This window comes from Frigoribacterium faeni (genome assembly GCF_007988805.1).
In the GTDB taxonomy this organism is placed as follows: Bacteria; Actinomycetota; Actinomycetes; order Actinomycetales; family Microbacteriaceae; genus Frigoribacterium; species Frigoribacterium faeni.
Genome location: NZ_BJUV01000028.1, coordinates 26,055 through 39,789, shown reverse-complemented (window position 1 = coordinate 39,789; position 13,735 = coordinate 26,055). Strand labels below are relative to the sequence as shown.

Here is a 13,735-nt window from a genome sequence, read left to right as displayed (position 1 = left end):
CGCCCGTGGGGATGCGCGGCACGAGGCGCGGCGCGCGCACGGGGGTGCAGCGTCAGTGCGCCGTGAGGCGCTCGATCAGCTCGCGGTAGCGGGCGGCCGTCCGCTCGACGACGTCGGCGGGCAGCTCGGGCGGGGTGCCCGTGCCGTCCCAGTTGGCCGAGAGCCAGTCGCGCACGATCTGCTTGTCGAAGCTCGCGGTGCGGTCGCCGGAGGCGTAGACCTCCGCGTCCCAGTAGCGGCTGCTGTCGCTGGTGAGGACCTCGTCGCCGAGGGTGATCTCGCCCGTGCTGCGGTCGGCCCCGAACTCGAACTTGGTGTCCGCGAGGATGACCCCGCGGGCCTCCGCCACCGAGGAGGCGCGGCGGAAGACGTCCAGCGAGAGGTCGCGCAGGGCCTCGGCCGTCTCGGCGCCCACGAGCTCGACGGTGCGCTCGAAGGTGATGTTCTCGTCGTGGTCGCCGAGCTGCGCCTTGAACGCCGGCGTGTAGATCGGTTCGGGGAGACGGTCTCCGCTGGTGAGGCCCGCGGGCAGCGGCACGCCGCACACGGTTCCGTGCTCGCGGTACTCGATCCAGCCGCTGCCCACCAGGTAGCCGCGGACGACGCACTCGATCGGGAACATGTCGAGCGGCTTCACGAGCATCGCGCGATCGCGGACCTGCTCGGGCAGCGACACCGAGGCGGTGGTCGGGTCGACCAGGTGGTTCGGCACGGTCTCGAGCTGGGCGAACCACCACAGGCTGAGCTGCGTGAGCAGGGCCCCCTTGCCCGGGATGCCGGGCTCGAGCACGTGGTCGTAGGCGCTGACGCGGTCGCTGGCGACGACGAGCACGTGCTCGGTGTCGGCCAGCGTCGCCGCATCGCCGACGGCACCCGCGACCGGGGCGGGGACGTAGAGGTCGCGGACCTTGCCCGAGTAGACCGGCGTCCAGGCCTCGAGATCGAGGGGCGCGCCGGGGGTCATCGAGCGACCCGCTCGGCGATGTCGCGGCGGTACTGACCGCCCTCGAGCTCGATGCGCGACAGGGCGTCGTAGGCGCGATCGCGGGCCTCGCGGAAGTCGCCCCCCTCGGCGACGATGCTCAGCACGCGGCCGCCCGTCGCGATCAGGCGGTCGTCGAGACGGGCGGTCGCGGCGTGCGCGATGTGGACGCCGGCCACCGCGGTGGCATCGTCCAGGCCGGTCAGCGGCCGACCGCTGACCGCGGCCTCGGGGTAGCCCTCGCTGGCGAGCACCACCGTGACGGCCGAGGTCGACGCGAACCGGGGCGACTCGTGGTTGCCGAGCGACCCGGTCGCCGCGGCGAGCAGGAGACCGCTGAGCGGCGTGATCAGGCGGGGGAGCACGACCTGCGTCTCGGGGTCGCCGAAGCGCGCGTTGAACTCGATCACGCGAACGCCCTGCTCGGTGAGGATCAGCCCCGCATAGAGCAGCCCGATGAACGGAGTGCCCTCGTTCTCGAGCTGGCGCACCGTGGGGGTCGCGATGGTGTCGAGCACCTCGTCGACGAAGTCCTTCTCGCTGCCGAAGCGGTCAGTCAGCCAGGGCAGCGGCGAGTACGCGCCCATGCCGCCGGTGTTCGGCCCCTCGTCGCCGTCGAGCAGCCGCTTGTAGTCCTGCGCGGGGCTCAGCGGCACGACGGTGTGGCCGTCGCTGAGGAAGAACAGCGACACCTCGGGCCCGTCGAGGTGCTCTTCGACGAGCACGGGCCCGTGCTGCAGCCAGTAGGTCGTGTGCTCGACGGCGGCGTCGCGGCTGTCGGTGACGAGCACGCCCTTGCCGGCCGCGAGGCCGTCGGCCTTGACGACGTAGGGCGCACCGAACTCGTCGAGCACGGCGACGGCCTCGTCGAGGGTGCCGACCCGGGTGGCACGACCCGTGGGGACGCCCGCCTCCTGCATGATGCGCTTGGCGAAGGTCTTGCTGCCCTCGAGCGCAGCGGCCTTCTTGCCGGGCCCGAACACGGGGATGCCGCGCGTGCGGAGAGCGTCGGCCACACCGGCGACGAGCGGCGCCTCGGGGCCGATGACGACCAGCTCGACGTCGTTCTCGAGTGCGTACTCGGTGACGACCGCGCCGTTCGACGGGTCGAGGTGCACGACCTCGACCTGTGCCGCGATGCCCGCGTTGCCGGGGGCCGCGACGATCTCGTGGCCCGCGTCTTCGCGCAGGAGGGCGGTGATGATGGCGTGCTCGCGAGCACCGGAACCGAGGACGAGGATTCGCACGGCGACAGCCTACCGAGAGGCGCCTGCGGGCGGGGGCGGTGATGGGCGCAGCAGGCGGACCGACCGCCTGGGGAGGGATCGAGAGCCGCACACCGGGCGTGGGGTGCACCGCACAGGCCGGAGGGACGGGGCGGGCCCGCGGAGTATCGTCGACGGATGGCCAAGGCACGGATCGACGACGCGGTGGGCGCCGCCGCCGTCCGCGACGCGACGACGGCGATCGACGGAGGCGAGTCCGCACCGCGCACGGTCACGGCGACCGCGGTCCGCTGGCTGCTCCAGGTGATGGCCGACGCCGAACCCGGGGCCACCGTGGAGGTGCGGGTCCCGCCGTTCGGCGCGGTCCAGTTCCGTGAGGGGCTGAGCCACACCCGCGGCACGCCCCCGAACGTCGTCGAGACCGACGCCGCCACCTTCATCCGTCTCGCCACCGGCCGCCTCACCTGGCCGGACGCCGTGGCGCAGGCCCTCGTGTCGGCGTCGGGCAGCCGTGCCGACCTCACGGGCTACGCGCCGGTGCGACTGCCGGCCTGAGAGCCGCGCGACGGCCCGGACGACGACCGGGGCGGCGTGCGTATGGGGCAGGGCCGCGCCTCCGGGGAGGTGCGGTGCGGGTCGGACGGGGACGCGCCTCCTCGGATCCGGGGTCTCGTGGCGTCGAACGACTGGGCGAGGGTGCAGCCGCCGTCTGGGAGAATGACCGGGTGACCACCGCACCCGACGAACCGCAGCAGCCCGCCGCCCCCCGCGACGGCGGTGACGAGGGCGACGCCCCGCGCGCGGACCACGCCACGGGCGCGACCACCGCCGCAGCGGCAGAGCCGACGCAGCCGGTCGAGCAGACGGAGCCCGTCGACCAGACCGAGCCCGTCGGTCAGACCGAGCCGGTCGAGCAGACGCAGCCGGCCGAGCCGGTCGAGATCGCCACGCACGACGAGGTGACCGTGCGCCGGGCCCCGAAGTACCCGGTGTTCCTGATCATGGGTGCGCTCGCCGGGGTCGTCGTGTCGCTGATCGTGACGTCGCTGTTCCCGTTCGCGGAAGGGGAGGGCGTCGCGTCGACCTATGGCTACTTCTCGCTGTGGGGTCTGACCTTCGGCGGTGCCATCGGCTCGCTCGTGGCGATCGTGGCCGACCGCGTCTCGCTGCGCCGGGCCAAGAGGGTCACGGCCGAGCGCAACCGCGTCGACGCCCCCGAGGAGCCTCCGGTCGAAGGCGACATCGAGCCCTGACCCCAGGGCGCCGACCGCCGGCACGCTCGCTCCCTACCCGCGGGCACGAGCCGCCGCCGCCGGCGCGCCTCACCGACCGCCGGTGCGCCTCAGCCGCCGCTGGCGCGCCTCAGCTGGCTGAGCAGCTCCGGCCCGCGGGCGTCGAGCGACTTCCCGCCGCGGTCGATGCCCACGAACAGCAGTGCCGTGCCGAGCCCGACGCCCACCACGAGCGTCAGCCACCCGAGCAGGGCGCTGCCGGTGATCAGCGCCGCGATGGCGAGGGCGATCGTCGGCGCCGCGCAGGCGAACGCGATGATCCACACCAGGTAGGTGATCAGGGCCGTCGTCAGCGTCGATCCCTGCGGCGACTTGAACGGGCTCTGACCCGCCTCCGGCACCGGCATCAGGAACCGCGTCGACGCGACGCTCGACACCCCGAACCCGGTCAGCATCACGCCGAGCGCCAAGCCGAGCAGCACGGGCACGAGGTCGAGCCGGTCGAGCACCACGAGCGGCACCACGGTCGCGAGCAGCACGGTCGGCACCGAGAAGAGCGACAGCGTGAGCACGCGCCCGGCCCGGTCGGCGCGACCGGAGAGGCCCGTCGAGAGGTGCGCCGCGAACGCGGTGCCGTCGTACGAGATCTCGGCGCTGAGCGTGATCATCAGGAGCGCGCCCACCACGGGCCCGATCGCGTAGAGCAGCCAGTCGCTGCCGCTCGTCACCGAGATGAAGATCGCCAGCACGGGGATCAGCGGCACCGTGATCAGCGATCCGCCGTAGCGGGGGTCGCGCAGCCAGTAGACCGCGGCGCGGGCGGCGACGGCGCCGGTCGGCGTCGCCGGGAACCAGCGGAACGGTCCGAGGCCCTTGCTCGTCGTGGCCGAGTCGGTCGTGGGAGGCGCGATGAGGGACGCCGCCAGCCCGCGCCTCCAGAGCAGGAGCAGCAGAGCCAGCGTGGCGAGTGCGATGCCCGCCTTGGCGAGCGCCTCGAGGCCGCGACCCGCGGCGAGGTCGCCGGGGATCGACCAGGCGGCTCCGAGCGGCGTGAACGACAGGGTGCGCGCGATCTCGGGCAGGTCGCCGCCGATGACGCTGAGGCCGCTGCCGATGATCGAGATCAGCGGGAACGCCAGCAGCAGCGGCACGAAGATCAGCACGCTCATCAGCTCGCGGTAGCGCCGCTTGTTGCCGAACGACGCCGTGATCGACTCGACCGCGCGCGAGGCCGCGATGCAGGTCAGCACCCCGACGACGGCGCAGAACGGCGCCACGATCAGGGCGACCGGGTCGCGCAGCCAGCTGAGAGCGGTCGCGACACCGGCGATGGTGGTCACGAGCCCGGGTACGCCGAGCACACCGCAGACGAGCAGGGCCACCAGGAGGCGGTCGGCCGGGATCGGGAACGAGCGCAGCTTGTCCATGCTCAGCGTCTGGTCGAGCCCGCGCAGCAGCAGGGGCACGAGCACCCAGCCCAGCACGGTGACCGAGCCGCCGAGCACGGCGGCCGTCCAGGCCCACCCCTCGGGGGCGAACGAGAGCGAGACCAGGCCGGCCACGACGACGCCGAGGATGCCGAGGCCGTAGAGCAGACCGATGATGGCCGCGACGAGCTGCCAGGTGCTGCGCGAGAAGCCGTTCAGCATCACCCGCCAGCGCAGGCTCAGGAGGTGCGCAACCACGACGGCCCCTCGTTGTGCTGGCGACCGCCGACGAGCTCGACGAAGCGGTCTTCGAGCGTCGACCCGGCGCGCACGGCGTCGGTCGTGCCCTCGGCGAGCACCCGCCCGTCCGCGACGACGGCGACGTGGTCGCACATGCGCTGCACGAGGTCCATCGAGTGGCTGGACACGATGACGGTGCCGCCGCCCTCGACGTAGCCGTGCAGGATGTCGCGGATGTTCGCGGCCGAGATCGGATCGACCGACTCGAACGGCTCGTCGAGCACGAGCAGGCGCGGGGCGTTCACCAGCGCGCAGGCTAGCGCGACCTTCTTGGTCATGCCGGCCGAGTAGTCGACGACCAGCGTGCCGCCGGCCGAGCGGAGGTCGAGCAGATCGAGCAGGTCGCCGACGCGCTGGGCCGTGGTCTCGCGGTCCATGCCGTTGAGCAGCCCGTGGTACGTGACGAGCTGCTCTCCGGTGAGCCGGTCGAAGAGGGCGATGCCGTCGCTCAGCACGCCGACCAGGGCCTTGGCCCGGGTCGGGTCGCTCCACACGTCGTGACCGAGGACCCGGATCGTGCCGGCGTCGGGTCGCAGCAGCCCGGTCGCCATCGACAGGGTGGTGGTCTTGCCGGCGCCGTTCGGCCCGACGAGGCCGTAGAACGACCCGGCCGGCACGGTCAGATCGACGCCGTCGACGGCGACCTTCTGCCCGAAGGCCTTGCGCAGTCCGGTGATCTGCAGGGCGGGCGTGGACTCGGCAGGAGGCGCGGCATCCGTCATGCGGGCCAGCCTAGAGAACAGGACGGTTCGGTACCACCTCCTCGCGGGGGAGATGAGGATCCATCCGGCACCGCGCCTCCTGGGGAGGACGGGAGGGGGCCGAGGAGGCGCGGGTCGTCGGATCCGCGCCCCCGCGGCTAGCTGAGCTGGTTGGCCTCGACCCAGGCGAGGTACTCGGGGCTGACCGTGCCGGTGACGTAGTCGCCGGTGAAGCAGCTCATCTCGAGCTCGGTGACGTCGCTGCCCTCGGTGATCGCGGCCTGCATGTCGGCGACCTCCTGGTAGATGAGGTGGTCGGCGCCGAGCTCGCGGGCGATCTCGGGGATCTTGCGGTCGTGGGCGACGAGCTCCTGACGGGTCGGCATGTTGATGCCGTACACGTGGGGGAACCGCACGGGAGGCGCGGCCGAGGTGAAGGTGACCTTGTTGGCCCCGGCGGCGCGCGCCATCTCGACGATCTCGCGCGAGGTGGTGCCGCGCACGATGGAGTCGTCGACGATGAGGATGTTCTTGCCCTTGAACTCCGACGACATCGCGTTGAGCTTCTGGCGCACGGAGCGCTTGCGCTCCGCCTGCCCGGGCATGATGAAGGTGCGGCCGACGTAGCGGTTCTTGTAGAAGCCCTCGCGGTACTCGATGCCGAGCTTCTGGGCGACCTGCATGGCCGCGGGGCGCGACGAGTCCGGGATCGGCATGACCACGTCGATGTCGCCGATGGGCGAGTGCTGCGCGATCGTGTCGGCCAGGCGGTTGCCGAGTCGCAGGCGGGCGTCGTAGACCGAGATGCCGTTCATGATCGAGTCGGGGCGGGCCAGGTAGACGTACTCGAACGAGCAGGGGATCAGGCGCGGGCTGGCGTGGCACTGCTTCGACACCATCTCGCCGTCGAGCGAGATGAAGATCGCCTCGCCCGGGGCGACGTCGCGCACGATCTCGTAGCCGCCGGACTCGAGCACCAGCGATTCGGAGGCGGTGATCCATTCCTCGCGCACGCCGTCGGCGGCGAGGCGGCGGCCGAGCACCAGTGGACGGATGCCGAACGGGTCGCGGAAGGCGAGCAGTCCGTGACCGGCGATCATCGCGATCGCGGCGTAGGAGCCCTGCACGCGGTCGTGCACCCGGCTGACGGCGGCGAAGATCTGCTCGGGGTCGAGGTCGCGTCCGTTGACCTGCTCCTGCAGCTCGTGCGCGAGCACGTTGACGAGCAGCTCGGTGTCGCTGTTCGTGTTGAGGTGGCGGCGGTCGACGTGGAACAGCTCGCTGGTGAGCTCGCGCGTGTTCGTCAGGTTGCCGTTGTGGATCAGGACGATGCCGTAGGGCGCGTTCACGTAGAACGGCTGCGCCTCCTGCTCGTTGCTGGCCGCGCCCTTGGTCGCGTACCGCACGTGGCCGAGGCCCATGCTGCCGAGCAGGGCGCGCATGTCGCGGGTGCGGAAGCCCTCGCGCACCTGACCCTTGGTCTTGTGGATGTGGAAGATGCCGCCTTCGGCGGTGGCGATCCCCGCGCTGTCCTGCCCCCGATGCTGCAACAGGAGGAGCGAATCGTAGACGAGTTGATTTGCTGGCTCGTGTGCAACGAGACCGACGATGCCGCACATGCGGATCTGGCTCCAGACCGTAGAGTTGGGGTTACCGCGACAGTCTAGAGCGACACCGAACGGATGAACGAATGGCGACCTCCTCTGCCCCCTCGACCAGCGCCTCCTACGCCGCGGCGGGTGTCGACACGGCCGCCGGCGACCGCGCCGTGGAGTTGATGAAAGCCGCGGTCAGTGCCACTCACGGCCCGGGCGTGGTGGGCGGCGTCGGCGGATTCGCCGGCATGTTCGACGTGTCGTTCCTGAAGTCGTTCGACCGGCCCCTGCTCGCCACCTCGACCGACGGCGTCGGCACGAAGGTCGCCATCGCGCAGGCCCTCGACAAGCACGACACCATCGGTCAGGACCTCGTCGGCATGGTCGTCGACGACATCGTCGTGGTCGGCGCCCGCCCGATGATCATGACCGACTACATCGCCTGCGGCCGGGTCGTCCCCACCCGCATCGCCGCCATCGTGGAGGGCATCGCCCGCGCCTGCAGCGAGACCGGCACCGCCCTGGTCGGCGGCGAGACCGCCGAGCACCCGGGCCTCCTGGGCCCCGACGACTACGACGTGGCCGGTGCCGCGGTCGGCGCGGTCGAGGCCGACCGCCAGCTCGGTCCGCACCTGGTCGCCGACGGAGACGTCGTGCTCGCGCTCGCCTCGTCGGGCCTGCACTCGAACGGCTTCTCGCTGGTGCGCCACATCCTCGCGTCGCGCGACCTCGGCTACACCGACTCGGTCGCCGACCTGTCGGGCACCCTCGGCGAGGCCCTGCTCGAGCCGACGCGGCTGTACACCTCTCCTCTGCTGCGGGTGCTCGACGACCCGGCGCTCGCCGGGGCCGTGCACTCGCTCAGCCACGTGACCGGCGGCGGCATCGCGGCGAACCTCGCCCGGGTGCTGCCGCAGGGCTCGTGGACCGAGGTCGACCGTGCGACGTGGTCGCCGGCGCCCGTCTTCCGGGTGCTGAGCGACCTGGCCGGTTCGACGCTCGAGTCGAGCGAGGGCACCTGGAACCTCGGCATCGGCATGATCGCGGTCGTCGCGGCGTCGCAGGCGGCCGCGGTCTCGGCCGCGCTGGTCGCCGACGGCATCGAGACCTGGCAGGTCGGCACGGTCGCGACGGCGACGCGCGACCTGACCGGGTTCGAGCAGGGCGCCAAGGGCGTCGATGGAGGCGCGGTGCGGCTGGTCGGGGCGTTCGCCGGCTGAGCGGGCGGGGGGCCGGGTGCCGGGTGCGGTGAAACCACACTTTCGCGATCACACCACGGATAAACGTGGTTTCACGGGCGGATCGTGGTGTGACGTCCGTGCGGAGGTGCTGGGGCCCTAGGCCGGGGAGTGCGGCGGCGGGTGAGCGGCTCGCGTGCCGTGACCGGTGTGCGCAGGACCGACCGGCGGAACTCTTTGCGCGCCCAGCACCTATTACGCATCGATGCGTAATAGGTCGAGTGGGAGCGGAGTCGTTCGCCGGGCGGACCTGCGGTGCGTGCTGTCAGCGGGCGGACCTGCGGTGCGCAATGTCGCCGGGCGAGTCTGCGTGGCCAGTCCGTTATTACGCATCGATGCGTAATAGGTGGAGTGGGAGCGGAGTCGTTCGCCGGGCGGACCTGCGGTGCGCGCTGTCAGCGGGCGGACCTGCGGTGCGCGCTGTCAGCGGGCGGACCTGCGGTGCGTGGTGTCGCCGGGCGAGTCTGCGTGGCCAGTGCTTCTTTCGCATCCATGCGTAATAGGTGGAGTCGGAGCGGCGTCGTTCGCCGGGCCGACCTGTTGCGCGCGGGATCGCCGGGGAGTGCGGCTCCAGGAGGCGTGGCGCGGCTTCGTGACGTGGGGCGTGGCTCAGCGACGCGGCACGTGGCTCAGCGACGCGGCGAAACGCGGCGCGTGGCTCGGCGGGGCGGCGCGACGCGGCGCGTGGCTCGGCGGTGCGGTGCTCCGACCGACGCCCGGGCAGGGTTCAGCGGCGCGAGCCGAGCACGCAGAACTCGTTGCCCTCGGGATCGGCGAGCACGACCCAGGAGACGTCGGAGGTCTGTCCGACGTCGGAGCGCGTCGCTCCCAATGCGAGCAGGCGCTCGACCTCGGCGTCCTGATCGTCGGGGCGGAAGTCGAGGTGCAGGCGGTTCTTGAGGGTCTTGGCCTCGGGTACGCGCACGAAGAGCAACCCCGGCAGGGAGTCGGGGCTGCTGCGGATCTCGGGCTCGTCGTCGCCGACGGGGGAGACGACGACCCAGCCGAGCGCCTCGGCCCACCAGTGCGCGAGCGTGGCGGGTTCGAGCGCATCGACGATCACCTGCTCCCACTCGAGCGACGGGGTGCTCGCAGCGACCGGGGCCGTGGCGGTGGTCGACGCGTCGAAGGAACCGGCGTCGAAGGAGTCAGGCGTCGAGGTCATGACCGTGAGCCTTAGGCGCTCTTGTTCTGGTCGGTCTCGGCGCCGTATTCGTCGTCGTCGAAATCATCGGCCCACTTGTCGACGTAGTCGTCGCCGGAGTCGCTCTTGGTAGCCAGCTCTTTTTCGAGTGCACCGTAGTTGGTGTCAGGGCTGAAGTACTTCAGCTCTCTGGCGACCTTGGTGTGCTTGGCTTTTTGACGGCCGCGCCCCATGCGTGACCCCCTCTGAATTCGGCCCGGAAGCGGTGTCGGACGAACCGGGTACAGCCGACAGATGACAGTTGCAAAACTGGACCGATCTTATCATGTACCCCATGCCCCGGCTGCGCTCCGGCTGCAGACGAGCTTCGAGCGGGCAGAATGACAAAGGTGACGACGACGGCCGAACCCGAGCGTACCCGTGTCGCCGTCATCGGCGCTGGTCAGGCCGGGCTCTCGGTCGCCTGGCATCTGCGCCGGCTGGGGCTCGTGCCGGGCGTCGACCTCGTCGTGCTCGACCGCGGACCGGGCCCGGGAGGCGCGTGGCAGCACCGGTGGGACTCCCTCCGTCTGGGCTCCGCGCACCGGGTGAACGACCTGCCCGGCATGTCCGAGCTGGGCCTCAGCTTCGACACCGCGGACCGCGACGCCCCGGCCAGCCAGATCGTCGCCGACTACTACGAGCGGTACGAGCGGGCGTTCGACCTGCGGGTGCGGCGTCCCGCGGAGGTGCGGGCCGTGGGGGATCGCGGTGGCGGGCTGGCTGTGAGGTACGTGACCCGTGCCTCCTCGACCCGCGCCTCCTCGGGGGATGCGGAGGCGCAACCGATCGAGCGTGAGCTCGTCGCGGAGGTGGTGGTGAACGCGTCGGGGACGTGGGGAGCGCCGTTCGTCCCCTGGTACCCCGGCCGCGACCGGTTCGCTGGCCGGCAGCTGCACACGGCGGACTACCGCGAGGCGGGCGAGTTCGAGGGCCTCGACGTCGTGGTGGTCGGCGGAGGGACGAGCGCGATCGGGTTCGTCCTCGAGCTCGAGGGGGTGTCGGCGTCGACCACGTGGGTGACGCGGCGTCCCGTCGAGTGGCAGGCGCGGGGAGAGGGACTGGCTCAGGAGGCGGCGGTCGCGGCCGTCGCGGAGCAGGACGAGGCGGCGCGGCGCGGCGCCACCCTGCCCAGCATCGTCAGCGGCACCGGTGTGCCTCTGACGCGGAGGTTCGCCGCGGCGATCGAGCGGGGCGTGCTCGTCGAACGGCCGATGTTCACGTCGATCGAGCCGGAGGGGGTGCGGTTCGCCGACGGCGAGCTCGTGCGGGCGGACGCGATCATCTGGGCGACGGGGTTCCGGGCCGAGCTGCACCACCTGTCGGAGCTGCACCTGCGCGAGCAGTCGGGCGGCGTGGCGGTGACGGCGGGGGTGTCGGAGCGTGATCCGCGGATCTTCCTGGCCGGCTACGGGCCGCAGGCGTCCACCATCGGCGCGAACCGCGCAGGCCGCAGCGTCGCGCGGCAGGTGATGGCCCGGCTGGAGGCGCGGGTCGGCTGATCGGGGGAGCCTCGGTCACCCGCTGCGGTGGCCGGCGAGGTGGAACGGCTCGGGTCGTTTCGCTTGCGCGTCAAGTGCGGTTCCCCAGGCTCGGTCTGTCACCATGGCGGTCAGACCGTCGGGCCAGTGTCGCTCACGACGCCCGACGAGAGGCGTGACCATGACCCGTGCGACGTTGCGCGCCTCCTGGGCGAGCCGGACGATCGCCGTCGCGGCGCTGGCGCTCTACGGGGTCGCCGTGGCTTTGATCGCCTTCTGGCCGACGCCGGTCGACCGCGGTGCACGTCCGATGATCGATCGGATGCTGTGGCGGCTGCATGAGCGGGGCCTGCCCGAGGCGTTCGACTACAACGCGCTCGAATTCACGGCGAACATCGCGTTCTTCGCACCGGTCGGATTGATCGTCGTGCTGTTGGTCGGCGGCCGCCGCTGGTGGCTCGGGGTCGTCGTGGGGCTGCTCGGCAGCGTGACCGTCGAGCTGGGTCAACATTTCTTCCTGCCGTCGAGGTTCGCGACCGTCGACGACGTCATCGCGAACACGCTCGGTGCCCTGATCGGCTCGATCGTGGGCGTGGCTGCGCTCTGGTTCCGCAGATCGAGCCGCCTGACGAGGAGGCGCGCCCGGCGTCAGGAGCGGCGGTCGCGCGAGCGCATCGACGCTTCGGTCTAGCCGCCCCCTACTCCCATCGGATGAACAGCGGGCCCCATTCAAGGGGCCAAGTATCACGATCAGGACCCGGAAGTTCGGAAACAGGCGACGGCTATGTGAGGATAATCCAGGCTCAATGTGACGATTGTTCGTGAGGCAGGATCGAAATCGATGCCTTTTCACGTCATGATGGGCCGCTCTCGGGGGCTGTGCCATAGCGCCGGGTACCCGACCGACGACAGAAAGAGGCCGCCGCGTGGAGCTGCGTGACTACATCCGGATTCTCCGCAAGGGATGGATCCTCATCGTTGCCGTGACCTTGGTGGGAGTCGCCGCAGGCGCTCTCTCGTCGATCCTGGCCACCCCGAAGTACGTCTCGTCGACGCAGCTCTTCGTGAGTGTGCAGTCGTCGGACGCCAGTAACGCGTCGGACCTCGTTCAGGGCAGCAGCGCCGCCCAGCAGAAGGTGCGCTCGTATGCCTCGGTGGTGACGAGTACGAGTGTGCTGACACCTGTCATCGATGAGCTCGGGCTGAACATGACTCCTGGCGAGCTGGCCGGTCAGGTCTCGGCTGAGACCCCCGCCAACACGGTTCTCATCGACATCACGGTTCAAGACACGGATGCTCAGCGCGCTGCGGCCATCGCAGACGCGGTCGGGTCGAGCTTTGCCGACGTCGTCGCCAATGACCTGGAGTCGCCGGCCGGAGGGGGGCCGAGTCTCGTCAAGATCGCGACGATCGAGCCGGCCATCGCAGCGACATCCCCGTCATCCCCTCGCCCCATCGTGAACATCGCCTTGGGATTCATCGTCGGCCTGGCCCTCGGTGTCGGAGCGGCAGTGCTGCGCAGCACGCTCGACACACGCATCCACGGGTCTCACGATGTCGAACTGGTCACGGACGCCCCGATCCTCGGCGGTATCAGCTATGACCCGGGCGCCAAGAAGCAGCCGCTCATCGTGCACGCGGACCCTCGCAGCCCCCGAGCCGAATCCTTCAGATCCCTTCGTACCAACCTGCAGTTCGTGAATCTCGAGTCGACCTCACGCTGCTTCGTCATGACATCCTCTCTGCCGGGCGAGGGCAAGACGACGACGACGTCGAACCTCGCGATCGCGCTAGCCGAGACGGGCGCTACCGTCGCCGTCATCGATGGAGATCTTCGCTTGCCCCGCCTCGCGAACACCATGGGTCTCGAGGGCGCCGTGGGTCTCACGGACGTGCTCATCGGTCGAGCAGACCTGCAAGATGTCCTCCAGCCGTGGGGCCGTGGCACCCTCTACGTGTTGCCGGCGGGCCGTATTCCCCCGAACCCGAGCGAGCTGCTCGGATCGAAGGCGATGGTCGCACTGATCGAATCCCTCACGTCGTCCTTCGACTACGTGCTCATCGACGCGCCTCCGCTGCTACCCGTGACGGACGCGGCCATCCTCTCGAAGCTGACTGGTGGTGCCATCGTCGTCGCCGCGGCGGGGCGCACCACACGAGCAGAACTGCAGTCGGCGATGCGCACCCTCGAGCACATCGGTGGACGCGTGCTCGGCGTGGTCATGACGATGCTGCCGACGAAGGGGCCGGACGCGTACGGGTACGGAAACTACGGCGCGTACTACGGCATGGATCAGGACAAGATCGACGGACCTGACGAGATGCCGGCAGTGCCGTCCAAGATCAAGGCGAAGGCACAGCCACGATGAG

At 70.9% G+C, this 13,735-nt stretch carries 13 protein-coding genes; 6 read left to right on the top strand and 7 right to left on the bottom strand.

From position 1 onward, the window contains the following. Nucleotides 1-52: 52 nt before the first annotated feature. Complete coding sequence (locus FFA01_RS12350) at nucleotides 53-964, bottom strand: phosphoribosylaminoimidazolesuccinocarboxamide synthase (RefSeq protein WP_146856491.1); 912 nt, start codon at nucleotides 962-964, stop codon at nucleotides 53-55. Beyond that, nucleotides 961-2,229 (bottom strand): phosphoribosylamine--glycine ligase, encoded by a 1,269-nt coding sequence (purD, locus tag FFA01_RS12345; RefSeq protein ID WP_146856490.1) that lies wholly within the window; start codon nucleotides 2,227-2,229, stop codon nucleotides 961-963. Before purD ends, FFA01_RS12350 begins: the two co-directional genes overlap by 4 nt. Nucleotides 2,230-2,385: 156 nt before the next feature. On the opposite strand from purD, the gene FFA01_RS12340 reads away from it, so the two are divergent. After that, nucleotides 2,386-2,763, top strand: coding sequence for a sterol carrier family protein (locus FFA01_RS12340; RefSeq protein WP_146856489.1), 378 nt, complete (start codon nucleotides 2,386-2,388; stop codon nucleotides 2,761-2,763). A gap of 170 nt (nucleotides 2,764-2,933) precedes the next feature. After that, complete coding sequence (locus FFA01_RS12335) at nucleotides 2,934-3,461, top strand: hypothetical protein (protein ID WP_146856488.1); 528 nt, start codon at nucleotides 2,934-2,936, stop codon at nucleotides 3,459-3,461. A gap of 89 nt (nucleotides 3,462-3,550) precedes the next feature. On the opposite strand, the gene FFA01_RS12330 is transcribed toward FFA01_RS12335, so the two are convergent. From FFA01_RS12330 to purF, 3 genes are all read right to left on the bottom strand, one after another. Further along, the gene (locus FFA01_RS12330) at nucleotides 3,551-5,125 is read right to left on the bottom strand and encodes a transporter (protein ID WP_146856487.1); all 1,575 of its coding nucleotides are present in this window, start codon (nucleotides 5,123-5,125) and stop codon (nucleotides 3,551-3,553) included. Further along, nucleotides 5,107-5,889 (bottom strand): ABC transporter ATP-binding protein, encoded by a 783-nt coding sequence (locus FFA01_RS12325; RefSeq protein WP_146856486.1) that lies wholly within the window; start codon nucleotides 5,887-5,889, stop codon nucleotides 5,107-5,109. The genes FFA01_RS12330 and FFA01_RS12325 overlap by 19 nt, the downstream gene beginning before the upstream one ends. Before the next feature lie 137 nt (nucleotides 5,890-6,026). Next, a complete protein-coding gene (purF, locus tag FFA01_RS12320) occupies nucleotides 6,027-7,487 on the bottom strand; it encodes an amidophosphoribosyltransferase (protein WP_146856485.1) in 1,461 nt (486 codons plus the stop codon). Nucleotides 7,488-7,558: 71 nt separating this feature from the next. On the opposite strand from purF, the gene purM reads away from it, so the two are divergent. Then, nucleotides 7,559-8,683, top strand: coding sequence for a phosphoribosylformylglycinamidine cyclo-ligase (gene purM / locus FFA01_RS12315; RefSeq protein WP_146856484.1), 1,125 nt, complete (start codon nucleotides 7,559-7,561; stop codon nucleotides 8,681-8,683). Nucleotides 8,684-9,428: 745 nt separating this feature from the next. On the opposite strand, the gene FFA01_RS12310 is transcribed toward purM, so the two are convergent. Together FFA01_RS12310 and FFA01_RS12305 are read right to left on the bottom strand one after the other, a co-directional pair. Continuing rightward, nucleotides 9,429-9,866 carry a VOC family protein gene (locus FFA01_RS12310; RefSeq protein ID WP_167627374.1) on the bottom strand — a complete coding sequence of 146 codons (438 nt, stop codon included), beginning with the start codon at nucleotides 9,864-9,866 and terminating at the stop codon, nucleotides 9,429-9,431. 11 nt (nucleotides 9,867-9,877) lie between these two features. After that, complete coding sequence (locus FFA01_RS12305; RefSeq protein ID WP_146856483.1) at nucleotides 9,878-10,078, bottom strand: DUF3073 domain-containing protein; 201 nt, start codon at nucleotides 10,076-10,078, stop codon at nucleotides 9,878-9,880. A 147-nt stretch (nucleotides 10,079-10,225) separates the two neighbouring features. Here FFA01_RS12305 and FFA01_RS12300 point away from each other — a divergent pair, with 147 nt between their 5' ends. The 3 genes from FFA01_RS12300 to FFA01_RS12290 all read left to right on the top strand — a co-directional run bounded on the left by FFA01_RS12300 (nucleotide 10,226) and on the right by FFA01_RS12290 (nucleotide 13,734). Continuing rightward, nucleotides 10,226-11,386: an FAD-dependent oxidoreductase gene (locus FFA01_RS12300; protein ID WP_146856482.1), complete on the top strand. Its 1,161-nt coding sequence runs from the start codon at nucleotides 10,226-10,228 to the stop codon at nucleotides 11,384-11,386. A gap of 160 nt (nucleotides 11,387-11,546) precedes the next feature. Next, nucleotides 11,547-12,056, top strand: coding sequence for a VanZ family protein (locus FFA01_RS12295; protein WP_167627373.1), 510 nt, complete (start codon nucleotides 11,547-11,549; stop codon nucleotides 12,054-12,056). A 235-nt stretch (nucleotides 12,057-12,291) separates the two neighbouring features. Next, nucleotides 12,292-13,734: a tyrosine-protein kinase domain-containing protein gene (locus FFA01_RS12290; protein ID WP_146856480.1), complete on the top strand. Its 1,443-nt coding sequence runs from the start codon at nucleotides 12,292-12,294 to the stop codon at nucleotides 13,732-13,734. The last annotated feature ends 1 nt before the right edge of the window (nucleotide 13,735 follow it).

Coding starts and splice junctions, on each gene's coding strand:
- FFA01_RS12350 (WP_146856491.1), bottom strand. CDS start 964: ATGACCCCCGGCGCGCCCCTCGATCTCGAGGCCTGGACGCCGGTCTAC.
- FFA01_RS12340 (WP_146856489.1), top strand. CDS start 2,386: ATGGCCAAGGCACGGATCGACGACGCGGTGGGCGCCGCCGCCGTCCGC.
- FFA01_RS12295 (WP_167627373.1), top strand. CDS start 11,547: ATGACCCGTGCGACGTTGCGCGCCTCCTGGGCGAGCCGGACGATCGCC.
- purF (WP_146856485.1), bottom strand. CDS start 7,487: ATGTGCGGCATCGTCGGTCTCGTTGCACACGAGCCAGCAAATCAACTC.
- FFA01_RS12310 (WP_167627374.1), bottom strand. CDS start 9,866: ATGACCTCGACGCCTGACTCCTTCGACGCCGGTTCCTTCGACGCGTCG.
- purM (WP_146856484.1), top strand. CDS start 7,559: ATGGCGACCTCCTCTGCCCCCTCGACCAGCGCCTCCTACGCCGCGGCG.
- FFA01_RS12305 (WP_146856483.1), bottom strand. CDS start 10,078: ATGGGGCGCGGCCGTCAAAAAGCCAAGCACACCAAGGTCGCCAGAGAG.
- FFA01_RS12300 (WP_146856482.1), top strand. CDS start 10,226: ATGACAAAGGTGACGACGACGGCCGAACCCGAGCGTACCCGTGTCGCC.
- FFA01_RS12325 (WP_146856486.1), bottom strand. CDS start 5,889: ATGACGGATGCCGCGCCTCCTGCCGAGTCCACGCCCGCCCTGCAGATC.